The 20,745-nt window shown below is 65.8% G+C and carries 15 protein-coding genes; 8 read left to right on the top strand and 7 right to left on the bottom strand.

Annotation, left to right across the window (positions count from 1 at the left end; all coding sequences use genetic code 11):
• Nucleotides 1-920: enolase C-terminal domain-like protein (locus CH256_RS11810; protein ID WP_094669692.1), on the bottom strand; the 920-nt coding region annotated here is incomplete at its 3' end.
• Nucleotides 917-1,846 (bottom strand): LysR family transcriptional regulator, encoded by a 930-nt coding sequence (locus tag CH256_RS11805; RefSeq protein ID WP_094669698.1) that lies wholly within the window; start codon nucleotides 1,844-1,846, stop codon nucleotides 917-919. The genes CH256_RS11810 and CH256_RS11805, both read right to left, overlap by 4 nt.
• 251 nt (nucleotides 1,847-2,097) lie before the next feature.
• Here CH256_RS11805 and benA point away from each other — a divergent pair, with 251 nt between their 5' ends.
• From benA to CH256_RS11775, 6 genes are all read left to right on the top strand, one after another.
• The gene (gene benA, locus CH256_RS11800) at nucleotides 2,098-3,465 is read left to right on the top strand and encodes a benzoate 1,2-dioxygenase large subunit (protein WP_094669697.1); all 1,368 of its coding nucleotides are present in this window, start codon (nucleotides 2,098-2,100) and stop codon (nucleotides 3,463-3,465) included.
• 1 nt (nucleotide 3,466) lies between these two features.
• Nucleotides 3,467-3,973 (top strand): benzoate 1,2-dioxygenase small subunit, encoded by a 507-nt coding sequence (gene benB, locus CH256_RS11795; protein WP_094638854.1) that lies wholly within the window; start codon nucleotides 3,467-3,469, stop codon nucleotides 3,971-3,973.
• The gene (gene benC, locus CH256_RS11790; protein ID WP_217901109.1) at nucleotides 3,963-6,677 is read left to right on the top strand and encodes a benzoate 1,2-dioxygenase electron transfer component BenC; all 2,715 of its coding nucleotides are present in this window, start codon (nucleotides 3,963-3,965) and stop codon (nucleotides 6,675-6,677) included. Before benB ends, benC begins: the two co-directional genes overlap by 11 nt.
• A 60-nt stretch (nucleotides 6,678-6,737) precedes the next feature.
• A complete protein-coding gene (locus CH256_RS11785; RefSeq protein WP_094669696.1) occupies nucleotides 6,738-9,428 on the top strand; it encodes a LuxR C-terminal-related transcriptional regulator in 2,691 nt (896 codons plus the stop codon).
• Nucleotides 9,429-9,579: 151 nt separating this feature from the next.
• Nucleotides 9,580-10,944 carry an MFS transporter gene (locus tag CH256_RS11780; protein WP_094669691.1) on the top strand — a complete coding sequence of 455 codons (1,365 nt, stop codon included), beginning with the start codon at nucleotides 9,580-9,582 and terminating at the stop codon, nucleotides 10,942-10,944.
• Nucleotides 10,941-12,188, top strand: coding sequence for a benzoate/H(+) symporter BenE family transporter (locus CH256_RS11775; RefSeq protein ID WP_094669690.1), 1,248 nt, complete (start codon nucleotides 10,941-10,943; stop codon nucleotides 12,186-12,188). Before CH256_RS11780 ends, CH256_RS11775 begins: the two co-directional genes overlap by 4 nt.
• Before the next feature lie 8 nt (nucleotides 12,189-12,196).
• Here the strand turns inward: CH256_RS11775 and CH256_RS11770 are convergent, their stop codons facing one another.
• The 5 genes from CH256_RS11770 to CH256_RS11750 all read right to left on the bottom strand — a co-directional run bounded on the left by CH256_RS11770 (nucleotide 12,197) and on the right by CH256_RS11750 (nucleotide 18,568).
• Nucleotides 12,197-13,372: a 4-hydroxybenzoate 3-monooxygenase gene (locus CH256_RS11770; protein ID WP_094669689.1), complete on the bottom strand. Its 1,176-nt coding sequence runs from the start codon at nucleotides 13,370-13,372 to the stop codon at nucleotides 12,197-12,199.
• 67 nt (nucleotides 13,373-13,439) lie between these two features.
• A complete protein-coding gene (locus CH256_RS11765) occupies nucleotides 13,440-14,192 on the bottom strand; it encodes an IclR family transcriptional regulator (protein WP_094669695.1) in 753 nt (250 codons plus the stop codon).
• Between the two features lie 94 nt (nucleotides 14,193-14,286).
• Nucleotides 14,287-15,789: a carboxyl transferase domain-containing protein gene (locus tag CH256_RS11760; RefSeq protein WP_094669688.1), complete on the bottom strand. Its 1,503-nt coding sequence runs from the start codon at nucleotides 15,787-15,789 to the stop codon at nucleotides 14,287-14,289.
• The gene (locus CH256_RS11755; RefSeq protein ID WP_094669687.1) at nucleotides 15,786-16,985 is read right to left on the bottom strand and encodes a CaiB/BaiF CoA transferase family protein; all 1,200 of its coding nucleotides are present in this window, start codon (nucleotides 16,983-16,985) and stop codon (nucleotides 15,786-15,788) included. Before CH256_RS11755 ends, CH256_RS11760 begins: the two co-directional genes overlap by 4 nt.
• 212 nt (nucleotides 16,986-17,197) lie before the next feature.
• Nucleotides 17,198-18,568: an SLC13 family permease gene (locus tag CH256_RS11750; RefSeq protein WP_094669686.1), complete on the bottom strand. Its 1,371-nt coding sequence runs from the start codon at nucleotides 18,566-18,568 to the stop codon at nucleotides 17,198-17,200.
• Nucleotides 18,569-18,762: 194 nt separating this feature from the next.
• Here CH256_RS11750 and CH256_RS11745 point away from each other — a divergent pair, with 194 nt between their 5' ends.
• Together CH256_RS11745 and CH256_RS11740 are read left to right on the top strand one after the other, a co-directional pair.
• The gene (locus tag CH256_RS11745) at nucleotides 18,763-19,461 is read left to right on the top strand and encodes a FadR/GntR family transcriptional regulator (RefSeq protein ID WP_094669685.1); all 699 of its coding nucleotides are present in this window, start codon (nucleotides 18,763-18,765) and stop codon (nucleotides 19,459-19,461) included.
• A gap of 117 nt (nucleotides 19,462-19,578) precedes the next feature.
• A complete protein-coding gene (locus CH256_RS11740; protein WP_094669684.1) occupies nucleotides 19,579-20,739 on the top strand; it encodes an acyl-CoA dehydrogenase family protein in 1,161 nt (386 codons plus the stop codon).
• Nucleotides 20,740-20,745: the final 6 nt, after the last annotated feature.

Raw genomic sequence — 20,745 nt, 5'->3', positions numbered from 1 at the left:
TCGGCCTGGATGTGGTGATGGGCAACCAGATCGACGGTCAACTCGGCTCGGCCTGCACCGTTGCCTTCGGTGCCGCCTTCGACCTGACGTCGCGTCGAGTCGGTGAACCCCGTGCGGGCGGTCTTGATGCTCACCGCCGTCGCCGATCCGCCGAGGATCTCGCGAGTCACTTCGGCAGGCGTGGTGGCCGATTCGTCTGCGACGAAGGGGACATCGAGTTGCTGCACCAGCCAGCGGCGACCGAGAACATCGTCGGCCGGACACAGCTCCTCGGCAAGGGTGAGTCCGAGATCGGCCATGTCCTTCATGGCGCGTGCCGATTCTGCAGCAGTCCAGCCGCGATTGCCGTCGACGTACAGTTCGACGTCCTCACCGAGACCTTCCCTGAGCGCGCGCACGACGGCGGTGTCGAGGGCTACGGGTCGGCGACCGACCTTGATCTTGAACACCTCGATTCCGTAGGTCTCGCGCATTCGAGTCGCCTCGTCGACCATCGCTGCAGGAGTGTCGAATCCGAGCATATGGCTCACCCGCATCCGGTCGGTGTATCCGCCGAGCATCTCGGTGACGGACAGGTCGAGGGTGCGACCGAGCGCGTCCCAGACGGCCATGTCGATCGCAGCCTTCGCCACCGGGTTGCCCACGGTGCGGGTCAGCCTGGAGCGGATCACTTCCCGATCGAGCAGGGTGAGTCCGAGAACTGCAGGGGTGAAGAGGCTTTCGACTACCGCGACGATTCCGCGCTGAGTTTCGCCGTAGGTGAAGGGACGTGGGGGCGCGTCTGCGGTGCCGACGATACCGTCGTCGGTGTGCACTCGAACCAGCACGTGATCGGCGGCATGCACCTCTCCGCTGGCGAACTTCAACGGCTTGACATACGGAATGCTGTACGGAATCGCCTCGACTGCAACGATCTTCATAGAACTGCCTTCGGGTCGGGTGGTGGAGAAAGTGTGTCGACGCGGGGCAGGACCCCGGCCTCTTCGAGAGCGCCGACCAATGCGTCGACGAGGGCCGACGGTCGGTCGCGATGCCAGGCCAATGCCAGATCTATGGTGCTTGCGCCCGCAATGTCCCGGAAGACGACCCCGGTGAGTTGCAGTGCTCGGACGGATTCCGGAACGAGCGCCACCCCGAGCCCGGCAGCGACCAGGGCCAGCAACACGGACGTGTCGGGGGCCTCGTGCTCACGTCGGGGGCTGAAACCCGCTGCGCGGCAACTACGTAGAACTGCCTCGTTGACCACCGAATGCGAGTCCGCGTACATCACGAAGTCCTCGTAGGCGAGGTCGGCTACCTCGAGTGCGGCCTCGGCGGCGTACCGATGGTCGACGGGCACTGCCAGCAAGAGAGATTCGGTGGTGATGGTGCGGATGACCAGATCGTCGCCCGCCACGGGCGGCCGCAGTACCGCCACGTCGAGTTGCTCGGAGCGCAGCCCCTCCACCTGAGCAGGAGTGAGCAGATCCCCGTGGACCTCGAGTGCGAGGCCGGGCAGGCGCTGCTTGATCGCTCTGGCGATCGGCGGCAGCTGATCGAAGGCAGCGGTACCCGTGAAACCGATACGTACCAGCCCGTAGCGCCCCTCGGCGATGCGTCGAACACCGTGGGTGCTTCGCTCGATGTTCTCCAGGTTTCGGACCGTCTCGCGGTAGAAGAACTCGCCCGCGGGCGTCAGGCTGACCTGCCGTGTGGTGCGAGTGAGCAGCGTGACGCCGAGTTCTGCCTCGAGTTGACGAACCGACTGGGAGAGCGCCGGCTGCGCCAGATGCAGGCGCTTGGCAGCCTGACCGAAGTGGCACGTCTCGGCCACCGCCACGAACTGATACAGGTGCCGCAGCTCCACGGTGACTTCCTCTCCGATATCGCGTTCCGAGCCGATGTACTCCTCGGCGTGACCCTGCCCACAGTAAGCCGCACATCCATCGACAGCAAAGACCAATTTCCGGTCGATTGATAAGTGAACGCGATCAATATGCACCCTGGTCGAGCCTAGACAAAGCCCTGGTGTGACCGATGCCACTCGGTGTCAGAGTCGGAGACAACCGCCACGCGACTTGCACCGCCGCGGAATCGAACGACAGCGAGGACACGACCATGACGGAAATCTTGGATCAGGCGCACGCCGCCATCGACGGAGCGGTGATCGACGATGCCGACGCCGGCGTCTATCGAGCCAATCGGAGCATCTTCACCGACGAGGAGATCTTCGAGCTCGAGATGAAGCACATCTTCGAGGGCAACTGGATCTACATCGCCCACGAGAGCCAGATTCCGAACAACGGCGACTACTTCACCGTGCACATGGGTCGTCAGCCGGTGGTCATCACCCGCGACAAGGACGGGGAGCTGCACTGCCTGATCAACGCCTGTGCGCACCGTGGCGCGATGCTGTGCCGCCGGAAGACCGACAATCGCCCCACCCTCACATGCCCGTTCCACGGCTGGACTTTCCGCAACGACGGCACACTCCTCAAGGTCAAGGATCCCGAGGGTGCCGGCTATCCGGACACGTTCGATGTCGACGGCTCGCACAACCTCACCAAGGTGCCGAGGTTCGAGAGCTACCGAGGGTTCCTGTTCGCCAGCCTGAACGACGACGTCTCGACGCTCGCCGAGCACCTCGGCGACACCACCAAGGTCATCGACATGCTCGTCGATCAATCACCGGACGGTCTCGAAGTACTGCGGGGGTCCTCGACCTACACCTTCGACGGCAACTGGAAGGTGCAGGCCGAGAACGGTGCCGACGGATATCACGTCAGTGCCGTGCACTGGAACTATGCCGCGACCACCTCGCGGCGCAACAACGGCGAATCGAAGAACACCACCAAGGCCCTCGACGCAGGCGGCTGGGGCAAATCCGGTGGCGGCTACTGGTCCTACCCCAACGGGCACCTGTGCCTGTGGACGTGGGCCGCCAACCCCCAGGATCGGCCGCTGTGGGACCAGATGGATGCGCTCAAGGAGCAGTTCGGCGATGCCAAGGGCGAATTCATGGTGAAGGGCTCACGCAACCTGTGCCTCTACCCGAACGTCTACCTGATGGATCAGTTCAGCACCCAGATCAGGCACTTCCGCCCGATCGCGCCGAACAAGACCGAGGTCACCATCTACTGCATCGCTCCCAAGGGCGAAAGCAAAGACGCTCGCTCGCACCGCATTCGGCAGTACGAGGACTTCTTCAACGCTTCCGGCATGGCCACCCCCGACGACCTGGAAGAGTTCCGCTCCTGCCAGCTGACGTTCCAGGCGACCAATGCGCCGTGGAACGACATGAGCCGCGGTGCCGAGCACTGGCTGACCGGGCCGGATCCAGTGGCCGAGGCACTGGACATGCACGGGGTGATCTCCGCGGGAGTCAAGAACGAAGACGAGGGACTCTTCCCCGTTCAGCACGGCTACTGGCGCAGCACCCTGCTCGCTGCCATCGACAGGACAGCTACCGAGAGCCGGGTGAAATGACATGACCTCCACCGAAACTCGCATCACGCAGAGCGCGATCGAGCAGTTCCTCTACCGCGAGGCCCGATACCTCGACGACCGGGAGTTCGAACTCTGGCTCACCTGCTACGCCGACGACGTCGAGTACTGGATGCCCTGCTGGGGCGACGACGATCTGCTCACCGAGGATCCGCAGACCGACATCTCGCTGATCTACTACGAGAACAAGGGTGGCCTCGAGGACCGGGTGTTCCGCATCCGCACCGAGCGCTCCAGTGCCACCTCGATTCCCGAGCCGCGCACGAGTCACAACATCAGCAACGTCGAGGTGATCGAACGCCGAGGCGACCTGGTCGATGTGCGTTTCAACTGGCACACGATGTACTTCCGGTACAAGACGATCGATCCGTACTACGGGACGTCCTTCTACACCATCGACTTCTCGGGCGAATCCCCGCTGATCCGCCGCAAGACCGTGGTGCTCAAGAACGACTACATCCACCACGTCGTCGACATCTATCACTTCTGATCAGGAAAGGAGACCCCTCGTGAGCCATTCCGTCGCACTGTCCTTCGAGGACGGCGTCACCCGATTCATCACCTGTTCCGACGGCCAGACCGTCGCCGACGCCGCCTATCGGTCGCGAATCAACATCCCCCTCGACTGCCGGGACGGGGCGTGCGGAACCTGCAAGGCACTGTGCGAATCCGGCGACTTCGACGGCGGCACGTACCTCGACGACGCGCTCAGCGCCGGCGAATCGGAGCAGGGCTACTGCCTGCCGTGCAGCATGACTCCGAAGTCCGACCTCGTACTCCAGATCGCCAGCACCTCCGCGGTTGCGAAAACCCGAGCGGCGACGCACGAAACCGTGGTCACCGCAGTCGATCGACTCTCACCGACGACGGTCCGCCTCGCCGTCGAGGCACCGGAGGGCGACGAACTCACCTTCCTACCGGGCCAGTACGTCAACATCACCGTGCCAGGATCGGAGCAGACCCGGTCGTACTCGTTCAGCTGCGTGTCCGGATCCGACGAGCTCGAGTTCCTGGTGAAGCTGACCCCCGACGGGTCGATGTCGACCTACCTGGCCGACGCCGCAGCCGTCGGGGACAAGATTTCGTTCACCGGGCCGCACGGCAGCTTCTTCCTTCGGGAAGCGCAACGGCCCGCGCTGCTGTTGGCCGGCGGAACCGGCTTGGCTCCCATCCTGTCGATTCTGCGCACCTTGGCGGCCGAATCATCCTCGCGTCCTGTGCATCTGGTCTACGGCGTCAGCACCGACGAGGACGTCGTACTCCTCGACGAGCTGGCCGCACTCGCCTCGCAACTCGATGCGTTCACTTTCGATCACTGTGTGTCGGATCCGAACAGCACGGCCGCGAACAAGGGCTATGTCACGTCGCTGCTGAGGGAGGAACACCTGTACGACGGCGATGTTGCCGTCTACCTGTGCGGTCCTCCGCCGATGGTGGAGGCCGTGCGTGCGCACTTCGCCGAGTCGGGAATCGAACCGACCGGCTTCTACTACGAGAAGTTCGCACCGTCTGCCCCGGCCGTCGAGCGTCCTGATCCCGTCGAGAAGCCGACTGCAGCGGACACCACGCCCTTTGCGGTCGAACGGGTTCCCGCGACGGGTGCGGAGGAGCACGACCTCGTCACCGAGGACCGGCCTGCCACCGACGCTCGATCCGTCTGCGGCCGAACGCTCTTCGATGCTCGCGACGAGAATCCCCTCCGCGCCGGCACTGCGATCTCGGCGAGCGACGAAGCCCTTGCCATCACCTCGATCGCCCGCCAGCGCATCGTCTCCCACGGCACCGGTAATGCCGACCCCCTCGACGAGGCCTCGGACGGTCTCGCCGTCACACCCGATGCCCAGTCGGTCGCCGGTCAACGCATATGGCCGGACCGAGATATCGAGCCGTTGTTCGACCGGGTCGAGCCTGCCGCAGCCACCGTCGACTACGAGATCGGCGAGGAACATCCTTCGGTGCACGAATCCGATGCGGTGTTCGAGGCCCGACGCGCACTCGAACTCGGCGCACTGGAGTTGGTCATCGGCAGGCTCAGCTCCCAGCAGATCGCGGGCTACCGATTGCTCGCGGAGGCCACCACCCGCTACGTGGACGGCGATCGCTTCGTCGACGCCGCCGCGTACACCGAAACCAACGCCGCCTTCCACGACTACCTGTTCACCCAGACACGCAACGAGCATCTGCTGCAGGCATATCGGGCCCTCGGGGTCGAAGCTGCAATGGAGGACGTGCTCCGCAATGCGACGTGGTGTGACCCGTTGTGCGCGCAGGATCACCTCGACATCGTCGACGCATTCGAGGCAGGCGACCGAGAACGCGCCCGCACCTTGATCGCCGACCATGCCGACCGCTCCAAGACCACGATGAAGCGCGCCATGCACGACTCGGCCGCGAGCAAGCGACCCAGATTCGTCAGCCCGGGTCGGTTCGCCGGGAAGGTCGTCCTGATCACCGGTGCCGCGCAGGGCATCGGAGAGTGCGTCGCACGCAGGATCGCCGCGGAGGGCGGCACCCTGATGCTGGCCGATCGATCCGAACTCGTCGAAGAACTGAGCGCCGAGCTCGGCCGCGACGGCACCGAATCATCCAGTGTGCTGGCCGATCTCGAAACGTGGGCCGGTGCGTCGAGCGCAGTGGACGCGGCGCTGGCAGCGCACGGACGAGTGGACGTGTCGATCCACGTGGTGGGCGGGACCATCTGGGCGAAGCCGTTCGCGGAATACCCACCGGAGCAGGTCGAGAAGGAGATCTCGCGCTCGCTGTTCCCCACACTCTGGTCGTGTCGCGCGGTGATCCCGCACATGATCTCGAAAGGCACCGGAACCATCGTCAACGTCTCCTCGGTCGCGACCCGCGGAGTGCACCGAGTTCCCTACGCCGCAGCCAAGGGTGGAGTCAACGCCATCACCTCCGCACTCGCACTGGAGGCGGCTCCGCACGGGGTCAGGGTGGTCGCGACCGCGCCCGGAGGGACCGAGGCACCGCCGCGCCGAGTCGCTCGCGGACCTGCGCCGAGCACCGATCAGGAACAGCAGTGGTACCAGGCCATCGTCGATCAGACCGTCGACTCGTCCCTGCTCAAGCGCTACGGGACGCTGGACGAGCAGGCCGCGGCGATCTGCTTCCTGGCTTCCGACGAGGCGTCGTACATCACCGGTACGGTGCTCCCCGTCGCCGGCGGCGACCCGGGCTGAGTGTGCGCGATGTCGGTTCGATTGCCGGACGTACCCGCACGTCACCGCTACGGTGAGCTCATGTCCCCCGCGCCGCTCGTTGCCCGTGGCGAGCTGCTCGATGCGCTGGTGGACGAGGTGCAGGACGCCGACGCCCGATCGAGGTTCGTCGTCGTGGACGGCGCGGCGGGTGTCGGCAAGACCGCTGTGCTGCGAGAGCTGGCTGCCCGCCTCGACGCGGCCGAGCCTCGCCCGCGCGTCCGGCAGGTGTCCGCCGTACCGTGGGAGACGAGCAGACCGTGGGAGATCGCGCATCAGTGCTTTCCCGAGATCGACGTCGCCGACGGCCGGACGCTGCCGGAGCGAATCGCAGGCAGCAACGGCCCCTCGGTGACCGCCGTGTTGATCGACGACGCTCAGGACGCCGACGCGGATTCGCTTCGCGTGCTTGCCTCTACCGTCCGACGCCACCGCGACTCGAAGATTGCCGTGGTGTGCATCCGTCGAGTTCTGCCCGCGGGGAGCATCGAATCGCACGACATACTCGATCGCGCAGCCGATACCCGGTTCGTCGTCGAACCGCTGGGAAGCCACAACGTCGCAGAACTCGCTGCGCTGCGCGGCGTCATACTCTCACCGTCGTCGGCCGCGCACCTGACCGCGCACACGGGTGGCCGCCCGAAACAGGTGTCGGCGCTGCTGTCCGAACTGCCCGGCCACATGTGGACGGGCGTGCGGCCCGAACTACCCGCACCCGAGTACGTGCAGGCATCGGTGCGAGCGGCACTGAGCAAGAGTTCCTCGGACACAGTTCGGTTGGTGCAGGCCGTGGCCGTGCTCGATGGCGCTCGACCGGTCTCGACAGTGCGCGAGGTAGCAGAGATCGACGATCCCAGTGCTGCACTCGATCTGGCGGAGGCATTGGGCCTTGTTCTCGTGCGCCGTCGATCGGGTATCACCCTGCTCGAGTGCCCGGACGGGATGATTCGCGCAGCCGTACTGGCCACCATGAGCAGAACCTGCATCGCCGACGTCCACAGAGCCGCGGCGTCCGCCGAAGCCGACCCGGCCGATCGGCTTGCGCACCGGGCCGAGGCGGCGCTCCTACCCGAGCCGCACATGGCCGGCGAGCTCGAATCACTTGCCGCAGAACGCGCGCGGACCGGAGAATGGGCTACCGCTGCCAGGCTCTTCATGCTCTCGAGCCGAGCGTCCGGCGACTCAGGCCTGCGCGAGGATCGACTCGTGCGCGGCGTCGACGCCCTCATCGGTGCCGGTGACGTTCGCGGAGCATCGGACTACATCGCCGAGATCGAGAGTCTGCACGAAACACCGAGCCGCAACGCCGTTCTCGGCTATCTCGCCATTCTGCGGGGCCGCCCGCAGGAGGCCGACGCCCGATTGACACGGGCGTGGCAGCTCGTCCGAACCCGCCACGATCGCGACGTCGCCGCCGTCATCTGTCATCGCCAGGTACTGCACAATCTCGCCCGTTGCGACGGCGGCGCACTGGTGTACTGGGCCGACCGCGCCGTCGAACTCGTCGGCTCGGACCATCCGACTGCCGTCGAAGCACAGGCCATCCGGGGGCTCGGCCTGGCCGGAACCGGCCGCGTCGCAGAAGCATTGGCCAGCTACGAGGATCTGTGGGGACAGGCCGGTACCGGAGCCGTGGGACAGCGAGTGCAAATGGGTGCCGGCTGGCTGCACCTGGCCACCGACTCGGTGGAGCTGGCGAGGTCCGAACTGGAAGCCGCGGCACCGACGGACTTCCTCGGCGGCTCCACCCGAATCGCACTGTGGGCCAACGCCTGGTTGGCCCGCACGTATTTCGTCACCGGAGAATGGGACGCGGCGCTGCGGATAGTCGGGCGCGCCTCCGACCTGGCCGACAGTTCCGGTGCCGCCCTCATCGTCCCGCTCCTGCAGTGGACCGCCATGCAGATCCACGCGCTTCGGGGTGACTGGGATGCCGCCGCGGCGAGTTCACGACGAGGCGAATCCGGCGCTCGAGATTACGAGATCATGCGCGTCCCCACCGCTCTGGGCCGCGCAGCGATCTCCGAGGCTCGGGCCGACTATGCCGGTGTTCTGCGTGCCCTGAGTCCGCTGACACAGCAATGGGCACACGCCGACGTCTCCGAGCCGGGCTTCTGGGCCTGGCCGGACGTGTACGCCAACGCGCTGATCGTGGAGGGCAGGCTCGACGAAGCCGATGCCTTCCTCACTCCCCACGAAGCCCGGGTGGCAGAGCGCGGCCACCGATCGGCACATGCCCGGCTCGCGTGTGCGCGCGGTAGATGGCACGGCGCAACGGGCGACATGGATTCTGCACGAGCATCTTTCGAGGATGCTTTGGATTCGCTCATGCCACTGCCCCTGGTGTACGACCGCGCCCGGGTGAACTACGCGTACGGCCAGACGCTGCGGCGGGCAGGCAAGCGACGCGAAGCCGACGTGGTGGTCACCGCGGCCCGCGACGACTACCTTTCCCTCGGCGCTACGACGTACGTCCGGCGGTGCGACCGCGAGCTCAAGGCAGGTGGAGTGCACGCAATCCTCAAGGACCGGCCGCACAACGCGCTGACGCCACAGGAGGACGCGGTATCCACCCTCGTCGCAACGGGTTTGACCAATCGAGAGGTGGCCGCGGAACTGTTCCTGTCGGTGAAGACCGTGCAGTTCCACCTCACGCGTGTCTATGCCAAGCTCGGCGTTCGATCCCGTTCCGAACTCGCCGCGGCCCGCGCATCCGAGAGCACGCCACCATGATTGTGCAACAGTGCTTTTCGGCACGAACCCTGGGTCGATCCTAGGCATTTACCCGGTGTGACCCAGGGCACAGTGCGACACACTTGCCGTACTGCACCGACCGGGTGCCGCATTCGCCCGCCACGACGGGCCCTCTACCGAAGGACAGTCGATGACCTCACCGACAATTCCGACGCCCCGCAGCGCAGCCGCCGCCGGCTGGGCCAGCGACCGTCACCGACGTAGCGTGATCTGGATCGTCGCACTCTCCACCGCAGCAATCGTTTTCGACGGATACGACCTCGTCGTGTACGGAACCGTCCTGCCGACACTGCTGGCCGACTCGACCCAACTGGGTGCTCTCGGCCCCGAGCAGGCCGGTGCCCTCGGTTCGTACGCTCTCATCGGAGTCATGGTGGGTGCGTTGACAGCCGGAGCCTTCGGCGATCGCATCGGGCGTCGGCGCACGATGCTGACGTGCATCGTGTGGTTCTCGGTCGGGATGGGGGCCACCGCACTGGCCCAGAACATCACCGCTTTCGGAATCCTTCGATTCGTCACCGGAATCGGAGTCGGCGGACTCGTCGCCACGGTCGGCGCGATGATCGCCGAGTTCGCACCGGCAGGCCGTCGAAATCTGTTCAACGCCATCGTCTACAGCGGTATCCCCGCGGGCGGCGTCCTGGCTTCTCTGGCCGCAATCGCCCTGCAGGACAGCATCGGTTGGCGCGGACTGTTCTGGATCGGAGCACTGCCCCTGGTCATCCTGCTGCCCCTCGCGGTGCTCCGTATGCCGGAATCCCCGCGGTGGTTGCTCGCGCACGGACGCGTCGCCGATGCCCAGCAGATCTGCGCGAAGACCGGAATCCCGATGCCCGAGCCCGAGCCCGCAGTCGCCGGCGATCGCGTCGGATTCGCCGCGCTCGCCCGCAAACCACTGCTGCGCCCGACGGCGCTCCTCGGGTTGATGAGCTTCTCCGGCCTGCTGCTGACCTACGGACTCAATACTTGGCTCCCGCAGATCATGTCCGAGGCCGGATACAACGCCAAGGGTTCACTGTCGTTCCTGTTGGTGCTCAACGGTGGTGCCATCATCGGTGGATTGATCGCCTCTCGCGTCGCCGATCGGACAGGACCACAGCGCGTCATCGCCGCCACCTTCTGCCTCGCCGCACTGTCGTTGGTGTTGTTGACGTTGAACTTCCCACTCGGCGTACTGCTCGTCGCCGTGGCCGGTGCCGGAATCGGCGCTATCGGCACCCAGGTGCTGATCTACGGCTTCGTCTCCAATTACTACCCAACGACCGCCAGGGCGGCGGGCGTCGCATGGTGCGCCGGTTTCGGACGCCTCGGCGGCATTCTCGGGCCGCTGCTCGGCGGTATCCTGCTCGGTGCGGGAATCGCGTCCTCGCAGGCGTTCTACATCTTCGCCGTCGTTGCCCTACTCGGAGCTCTCGTCACCACAGCCGTCCCTGCGGTTCGGGCACTGCGTCGATCCGATCCAGCAATCGAAGAACCGGTGAAAGTGGCTGAATGACAGATATTTTCCAGAGGCCGACCTCGAGCGAACTACCGGAACGTCGCCCGCCGAATCTGCGTGCTCTGCGCGCGGACTTCGGCGGGCTGTACGTCGGTGCAGGGGCGACCGGCGTGCTGTTCAGCGCGACCGGGCCCGTTGCGGTGATCATGGGTGCCGCGGCAGCAGGCTCGCTCACCGCCGCGCAGACGGCGTCATGGGTGTTCGGGGTGTTCGTGCTCAACGGCATTCTCACCCTGGTGGCGAGCTGGGTGTACCGAATGCCGCTGAGCTTTTTCTGGACCATTCCGGGCACCGTCCTGGTCGGTCAGTCGCTGGCGTCGCTGACCTGGCCGGAAGTCGTCGGGGCTTATCTCGCGACCGGGGTTCTCATCATCGTGCTCGGTGCCACCGGTGTCGTCGCGAAGCTGATGGCCTTTCTGCCGCACAGTGTGGTGATGGCGATGGTTGCCGGCGCGTTCCTGTCGTTCGGAACCGGACTGGTGCAGTCCGTTTCGTCGAACGTACTGGTCGCGGGCACCATGGTCGTGGCGTGGTTGGCCCTGACGCGATCCGATGTCTGGTCGAAGCGGATACCGCCGGTGCTGGCGGCATTGGTGGCCGGTCTCGCTGCGCTAGCGGTCACCGGCGGATACACCCCACTGACCGGCCCCGCGGCCGAGCTCCCTCTGATCGGTCTGCCCGAACTCGTTGCGCCGTCGTTCAGTGGGGCGGCAATGGCGCAGTTGGTGATACCGCTCGCCATCACCGTGGTCGCGGTGCAGAACGGTCAAGGCGCTGCCGTCCTGAGCTCCGCGGGCCACCGGCCTCCGATGACCGCTGTCACCATCGCGTGCGGGGTGTGGTCGCTTCTCGTCGCACCGCTCGGTGCGGTGTCGACGTGTCTCGCCGGTCCCACCAACGCACTGCTCGTCGCTGTGGGTGAACGGTCGCGGCAGTACATCGCCGGAATGACCTGCGGCGCACTGGCTGTCGTCGTGGGTGTACTGGCACCGGTGTTGGTGCGCGGACTGGCAGTGGTACCCGCGACGTTCATCGCCGCCCTCGCCGGTCTGGCCATGCTCGAGGCACTGCGCGGAGCCTTCACCGCCGCATTCTCCGACTCGACCGGCCGTCCGGTACTCGCGCCGCTGATCACCCTGCTGGTCACCGTCTCCGGAACCGACGTCGCGGGCCTGGGGGCTCCGTTCTGGGGACTGGTCGCCGGCGTTGCGGTGACCTACGTGTTGGATCGTCGACGGTAGTTCCCGGGTCAGAATCCGATCGGCAGACCGGCGTAGTTCTCCGCCAGTCCCTTTGCCCCCGCCTCGCTGGAAGCAACCCATTTCAACTGCGAGAGCTGCAACTGCGCATCGAACGGGTCGTCGCCGGTGTGCAGCATCGTCGTCATCCACCAGGAGAAGTGCGTGCAGCGCCAGACGCGTCGGAGTGCGTCGTCACTGTAGGCATCGGCGGCGCTGGAATCGTTCTTGCCCAGCAGTGATGTCAGTGCCGGTGCCAGCAGGGCGACGTCGGCCACTGCGAGGTTGAGGCCCTTCGCTCCGGTGGGCGGCACGATGTGCGCGGCATCACCGGCCAGAAAGAGATTGCCGTGTCGCATCGGCGTCTGTACGTAGCTGCGCATCGGTAACACGCTCTTCTCGGTGATCGGTCCAGGAGTGAGCTCCCAGCCGTTCTGCCCGTGACCGAGCCTGCGTGCCAACGCATCCCAGATTCTGTCGTCGGACCAGGTGGCGATGTCGGTCCCGTTCGGCACCTGCAGATACAGCCGACTGACCGTCGACGATCGCATGGAGTGCATCGCGAATCCGTCCTGATGCCAGGCATAGATGAGCTCGTCGGTCGAGGGCGCGACGTCAGCCAGCACCCCGAGCCAGGAGAACGGATACGTTCGCTCCCAGGTGTTGCGCACCGAGTCCGGCATCGCAGCGCGGCTCGGACCGAACGAACCGTCGCACCCGGCAACGACATTCGCGTCGATCCGCATCGGAGTACCCGAGGCATCGGTGAACGTGACGTACGGGGAGTCGGACTCGACGTCGTGCAACGCGGTATCGGAGACGTCGTAGAAGATTTGCTGGCCTGCTTTCTCCCGGGCCGCAACGAGATCCTTGGTCACCTCGGTCTGCCCGTACACCCACACGCTTCGATCCACCAGGTCGCGAAAGTCGATGTGGTGCCGCTCTTCCGGCCACTGCAGATAGATTCCGCGATGCTCGTGGCCTTCGCGATGCAACCGCTCCCCCAGGCCGTGGTCGTCGAGCAACTGGACCGTCGAGTGCTCGAGAATGCCGGCGCGAATGCGCGAGAGTACGTACTCCTGCGTGCGTGACTCGATCAGAACGGAGTCGATTCCCTGCTCCCCGAGCAGGTGGGACAGCAGCAGACCCGCGGGCCCTGCACCGATGATGGCGACCTGTGTACGCATGCATCGAGTACACCGCGCATCGGGGCCGCGAACAAGACCACGTTTCCACTCAGCGAAAACACCGCTCTCATCCCCGCAGACTTCGCTCGATTCCTCGGGCGGCAACCTGCAGAGCGGCAACCAGTCTGGCTCGATCTCGTCCGATGCTCGGAACCACGATGCCCAACGCCGCCACCACCCGATCACCCTCACCGCGGACCGGTACGGCCACCGAACACGCCCCCAGCGTCATCTCCTCGACCGTCTGCGCATACCCCTCGCGATGCACTCGGCGTAGTTCGCTGTCCAACTTCCCCGGATGAGTCACCGTGTACGCGGTGATGCGGGTCAGGTTCCCCAGCACGCGATCGTGCACCTCGCGCGGGGCGTAGGCCAACAACACCTTGCCGACTCCGGTCGCACACAGGGGCAGGCGCGCTCCGACCCGGCTGACCGCAGGCACCGACGCGTGCCCGGCAAGCCGGTCGAGATAGAGCACCTGGTCGCCGTCGCGAATGGCCAGATGCACCGTGGCGAGTGTCGCGCCGTAGATGTCGTGCAGAAACGGTGAGGCGATCTCCCGCAGATCGGCTTGATCCGGTGCCAGCAATCCCAACTTCCACAGTCGACGCCCCACCACGTAGCGGCCGTCCTCGCCGCGAACGAGCGCCCCCCAGTCGACCAGTTCACGCACCATCCGATGCGCGGTGGCGATCGGCAGGCCTGCGCCGTCGGCCAGTTCGGACAGCGTCAGCGAAGGGGTCTTCTCGTCGAACACAGCCAGAAGCGCGAGCAGCCGCGAGGCCACCGACACCCCCGGATCCCGCGCATTGCCCGCCACCCGGACGACGATAGCCTCCCCGACCACCCGCCGAACTCGAAGTTATGGATACATTTCGGCCGAAAACCGTCCATAACTTCGAGTTCGGCGGGAATTACACCGCGGCCGCCGCGAAGCCGATTCTGTTGAATCGCTTCTCTCGGGCGATCATCCGCATCGATGGGTCCTGAGCAATCAGTTCGGCGAGCTCGCGGTGCAGTACCGCACCCACCCGGTCGCAGAACTGCTGCGATTCGTCTGCCGCGTCGGGCAATTCGGGAATGATGATGTCGACAACGCCTGCCCTGAAGAGATCGAGCGAGCGCACTCCCTGCTTCGTCGCCATCTCCGCGGCATGGGCGGTGTCGCGGTGCACGATGGCCGACGCCCCCTCGGGCGGCAGCGGCGAGAGCCACGCATGCTGAGCGGCGAGAACGCGGTCCGCTGGTACCAGAGCGAGTGCGCCGCCGCCGGTCCCCTGCCCCAACAGCAATGACAGCGTGGGGGTTTCGAGGTCGACCATGTCTGCGATGCACCGTGCGATCTCGCCGGCCAGGCCACCTTCCTCCGCCTCCTTCGACAGTGCGGCACCCGCCGTGTCGATGACCGTGACGAGCGGAAGCTTCAGATCCTGGGCCAGACGCATACCGCGTCGAGCCTCGCGAAGCGCTGCGGGACCGAGCGGCGTTTTCGTCGTCTGACCGCGTCGGTCCTGCCCGAGCAGGACACAGGGCATGTCGCCGAACCGGACGAGGGCAAGAATCAGACCCGGATCCCACTCTCCTTGGCCGGTTCCGTTGAGCGGCAGCACATCTGCTGCGGTACTGAACAGCAACTCACGAACCCCGGGGCGGTCTGCCCTGCGCGAGGCCAGAATGGACGTCCACGCGGGCACGTCCTCGATCTTCCATTCCAGCGCCTCGACGGTGCGTGGGCGGTAGGACGGGATGTCGGTCATGATCCGCAGTGCGCGATCGACGATCTCGCCGAGTTGCTCGGGCGGACGGATGGCGTCGATGAGCCCGTGTGCCTGGAGGTTCTCCGACGTCTGCACACCGGTGGGGAACTTCGCGTCGTAGAGCGCCTCGTACACGCGGGGGCCGAGGAATCCGACGAGAGCACCGGGCTCGGCGACGGTGACGTGACCGAGCGATCCCCAGGACGCGAACACTCCGCCGGTGGTGGGGTGCCGCAGATAGACGATGTACGGCAGGTTCGCAGCCTTGTGCGCGGTGATCGCGGCGGTGATCTTGACCATCTGCAGGAACGCGACCGTGCCCTCCTGCATTCGGGTTCCGCCGGACGTAGGCAGCGCCAGCAGCGGCAGCCGCTCGTCGGTCGACCGGTGGACGGCGTTGACCAGGCGCTCGCCCGCCGCGACCCCGATCGAGCCCGCCAGGAACGCGAACTCGCCGAGCAGGATGGCCACCTTGCGGCCGCGGATGGTCGCGGAGCCGGTGAGCACGGACTCGTCCAGGCCGGTCTTCTCACGTGCCGCGGCGAGTTCGCCTGCGTACTCGTCGTCGATGACGTAGTCGGCCGTCGGGGTGTCCCAGGAGTCGAAGCTGCCGGAATCGATCACCAGATCGAGGAGTTCGAGGGCGGTCATTCTGGTCATCGTGTCGCCTCTTTCAGCCAGTCGCGGACGAGCTCGTCGTCGGCACCCAGCACCGGCGGTGCCAGATGATTGGTTTCGGTGACCTCGGTGCCGTCGGATTCGAAGAACCGCAGTGGCGGTCCCGGCAGTGTCACCGTGCCCAACGTCGCGTGTTCGACGTCCACCAGCAGGCCCTGGGATTTGGTCTGCTCCCACTCGTAGACTTCCTGGACGTTGCGCACTTTGCCTGCGGGAACACCGATCTCGTCGAGAAGGGCCAGCAGCGGCTCGGTCTCGTACGTGCGGAAGATCTTGGACACGAGTTCGATGACGTCGTCGCGACTGTTCACCCGTTGCGGGTTGGTGGCCATGCCTTCGAGATCGGGGTCGATGCCGAAGCCCTCGCAGAACCGATGCCACAGTCCCTCGCTGCCCACCGAGATCTGCACTGCGCCATCCGATGTCGGGAACAGGCCGTACGGGCAGATCGACGGGTGGTGATTGCCCTGCGCCGCGCCGACCTCGCCTGCGACGGTCCATTTGGTGCCCTGGAAGGCGTGCACTCCGACGACGCTGGCGAGCAGCGAGGTACGGACGACCTTGCCGCGGCCGGTGCGGTCGCGTTCACGCAGTGCAGCGAGAACGCCGAAGGCTCCGTACATTCCGGCCAGCAGGTCCGCGATGGGGACGCCGACGCGCTGGACGTCCTCGGGACCCGAGCCGGTGAACGACATCAGCCCGGCCTCACCCTGAGCGATCTGGTCGTAGCCGGATCGGCCGCCCTCGGGGCCGTCGTGACCGAAGCCGCTGATCGACAGCACGACCGTGCGCGGGTTGATCTCGGCGATGCGCTCGGGCGAGAAGCCCAGGCGGTCCAGCACGCCGGTGCGGAAGTTCTCGAGCAATACGTCTGCCCGTTCGATCATGTGCTCCAACGCTTCTCGGCCGTCGTCGGTCTTGAGGTCGAGCGCGATGGACCGCTTGTTGCGATTGGCCGAGAGGAAGTACGTCGACTCACGCTCGGCGTCGCGCGGAGTGACGAAGGGGGGACCCCAGACGCGTGTGTCGTCGCCGCCCTTCGGGGTCTCGACCTTGATGATGTCTGCCCCGAGGTCGCCGAGCATCATCGCTGCATGCGGGCCGGCCAGGGCGCGGGTCAGATCGACCACCACGGTGCCTTCGAGCGGTCCGGTTCTGCCTGTCGTGTTGAGGGGCATCGAATTGATCCTTACGTCGAAGCGGGGTGGGAGCTGGACTCGAAGTCCGATTGGATTACTGGGCCAGTGGCCTAGCCAATTCAATTGGACCAGCGAACCACGGCGATGTCAAGTAACGATGTACGTGCCTTTGCCCAGCTCAGACGCGTGATGGCGGCACGTCGAACACACGTGCCGCCATCATCGAGCGTCTGTTTCGAGCTGTAGTACCGCTACATCCAGCCGGGTACGACCAGCAATGCCCAGGCGATCAGCGGGCCGATGACCACCACCAGGGCGCTGTACTTGAGGATCTGCTTGTAGAAGACGTCGCGGTCGATGTCCTGGGCATTGGCGAGCACCAGGGCTCCGTTGGTCGAGAACGGACTGACGTCGACGATGGTCGATGCGATGGACAGAGCCACGATGACTCCGATGGCTCCCACCTCGCCGGCGAGCAGGAACGGAACCGCCAGCGGGATGGTGACGCCGAGGATCGCGGTGGACGACGCGAACGCCGAGACGATGGCACCGATGTAGCAGAGCAGCAGCGCCACCAGAAGCGGGATGCCGATGCTGGCGACCGAATCGCCGACGTACTCGACGGTTCCGGCTTCCTGCAGCACCCCGACGAACGTGAGCACGCCACCGATGAGCAGCACCGTCGACCAACTGATCTGGTTGATCGCGCCCTTCTGGGCCTTGGGCGATGCGAGTGCGAGGATCACGGCCACCGTCATCGCGATGAATCCGACGTCGAGGTCGAGCACGAGGGCGAACAGAGCCAGCGAGGCCAGGCCGACGAGCGTGAGAATCTGATCGAAGGTGATGGCCTTGACCGCGGTGGCCAGGGGTGGTGCGTTCTCGACCGTGACCGTCTGGCCGGACGGACGAGGCGTCGATGCGCCGAAGCCGCGCATGACCGTTCGCGAACCCGAACCGCCGACTCCGCCGGTGTCACCGTCGGGACGCGTGCCGTCCTCGTCGTGCACGCTGCGTCCGATGAGCGAGCGGCCACCGAGGAACATGAACAGCAGCGCACCGATTGCGGCGTTGAAGAACAGGCTGCCGAGGAAGAGTGCGAGCGGACTGTTGACGAGTCCCGCGTTGGCGGCGATGTTGTTGACCGTGACACCGTAGATGCTGATGGGCGAGAATCCGCCCGCCTGCGCGCCGTGGATGACCATCATGCCCATGAGCAGGGCGTTGATCTTGTAGCGCGCGGCGAATCCGAGGGCGATCGGCGCGACGATGGCCACCGCGGCCGGGCCGAGCGCGCCGATGGAGGTCAGGACTCCGGTGATGCCGAACATCACCCACGGAATGAGTGCCACCCGGCCTCCGACGAGTCGAACGGCTCCGCGGACCAGCAGGTCGACCGTGCCGTTGTTCTGCGCGATGGCGAACAGGTAGGTGATGCCGACGAGCGTGAGGAACAGACTGCTCGGGAAGCCGGCAATGATGTCGTCGGCACCCATGCCCACGGCAAGTGTTCCGACGAAGAACGCCGCCACGAACCCCAACGCGCCCATGTTCACGGGGAACACGGTTGCGGCGAGGAACATGACGACGAGCGCAAGGATGGGTATCAACTCGGTCGACATCGAAGGTCTCCGGTCCGTCTGTGGTGTCACCCGAGCGGTTGCCCAGGATCTCCAGTGGCTAATTGGACTGGCCACTGAGTCAATAGGGACTCAACCAGTGAAGTGGATCACTTGTCAACCCCCGATGTGTCCGCCGTTACGCGCATGGCGGCGACTAGGGTGGAGGTCCAGAGGAACAGAGAGCGAGTGACACAGTGGCTGAGCAAATTCGCCCCGTGACCCGACCACGGCTGTACGAGGTCATCGTCGAACAGCTGTGCAAGCACATCGCCGACCGCGAGATGAACCCCGGCGATCGACTTCCGCCCGAGCGCGAACTGGCCGGACACCTCGGGGTCAGTCGAGCATCCCTGAGCCAGGCCCTCGTCGCCCTCGAAGTACAGGGCATCCTGTCGGTCCGACACGGCGACGGCGCAGTGCTCGTACGACGGCCCGTCGGAGACATGGCAATTCGTGCTCTACGCGAGCACGCAGACCGGCTACCCGAGGTGATCGAGGCCCGCGAGGCACTCGAGGTCAAGCTCGCCGAACTCGCTGCCACGCGTCGCAGCGACAGTGAAATGGCCGCGATCGACCACGCCCTGTCCGTCATGGCGTCGGAGATCACCGACGGCGATCGAGGAGACTCGGGCGACGAGCTCTTCCATCACGCCATCACCGAGGCCGCGCACTCCCCGCTACTCGCCCGTCTGATGGGCGAGATCGCCGGGCTGATTCGCGAAACCCGCATCGAATCCCTCTCGCAGTCCGACCGCCCCCAGGCCTCGCTGGAACACCACCGACGCATCGCCGAGGCCGTGCGCAATCAGGATCCGGCCGAGGCAGGACGGGCCATGGCCGACCACATCCGACTCGTCTCGGATGTGGCGCTGCTGCGTTCGCTCGACAGCTAGAACTCCGGCAGCAGTCCTCGGGGAGCACTACCTAGTTGACATCCGAGGCAACCCCGCGCCATCATTATTGGCACAGCGCCAATAAACCACAGGTGCGCTTCGAGCCAAGGACCCACCATGACTGCACTCGCAGACCGCACCCCCAGCGACCTCGCCACCGAGCTCGCCGACGTGCGACAGCTCGCCCGAGGATTCTTCGAGAAGGAAGTCGCGCCCCACCGCGAGGAGTTCGCGGCTGCCGGACGCCCCAGCCGCGAGGTCTACCGCACCGCTGGCAGTCTCGGACTGCTGGGCATGTCGGTGCCCGAGCAGTACGGCGGAGGCGGGGGCGACTTCCGCCACGAGGCGGTGCTGTTCTCCGAGCAGGTGCGCTCCGGCGACTCGTCCATGCAGCTCGGCGTGCACAGCGGCATCGTTCCGCACTACGTCCTGGCCTACGCCTCCGAGGACAAGAAGCAGCAGTGGCTGCCGAAGCTGTGCGCGGGAGAGTGGATCGGTGCCATCGCCATGACCGAACCGGGCACCGGATCGGACCTGCAGGGCATCACCACCCGCGCAGTGCGTGACGGCGACGACTACGTGGTGACCGGCGGAAAGACGTTCATCTCCAACGGAGCTCACTGCGATCTGATCATCATCGCCGCCAAGACCGATCCGTCCGCGGGAGCCCGTGGACTGTCGCTGCTCGTCGCCGAGGTCTCCGACGACACCGAGGGTTTCCATCGCGGACGCGTGCTGCACAAGATCGGCCAGAAGGGCCAGGACACAGCCGAACTCACCTTCGACGGGCTTCGCGTCCCCGCCGCAAATCTCCTGGGCGAAACAGAAGGCCGCGGCTTCGCGCAGTTGATGCAGCAACTCCCCCAGGAACGCCTCATCTGCGGCGTCGCCGCCGCCGCGATGATCGATGCCGCCGTCGCGCAGACCGTCGAATACACCAAGTCGCGCAACGCGTTCGGCAAGACACTGTTCGATCTGCAGAACACCAAGTTCGAGCTCGCCGAATGCGCCACCATCGGCCGCGTCGTGCGTACCTTCGTCGACGACGCGATGGCCAAGCACATCTCGGGCAGCCTCGACGTCACCACTGCAGCGATGGTCAAGTACTGGACCACCGACCGACAGTTCGAGGTGGTCGACCGTTGCCTGCAACTCTTCGGCGGGTACGGCTACATGGAGGAATACCCCATCGCTCGCATGTTCGTCGACGGCCGCATCGCGCGCATCTACGCCGGTGCCAACGAAGTCATGAAAGACCTCATCTCCCGCTCGCTCTAGAAAGGG

It is taken from the genome of Rhodococcus sp. 05-2254-6, assembly GCF_002258565.1.
GTDB lineage: Bacteria > Actinomycetota > Actinomycetes > Mycobacteriales > Mycobacteriaceae > Rhodococcoides.
This window is presented reverse-complemented; position numbering and strand designations above follow the sequence as displayed.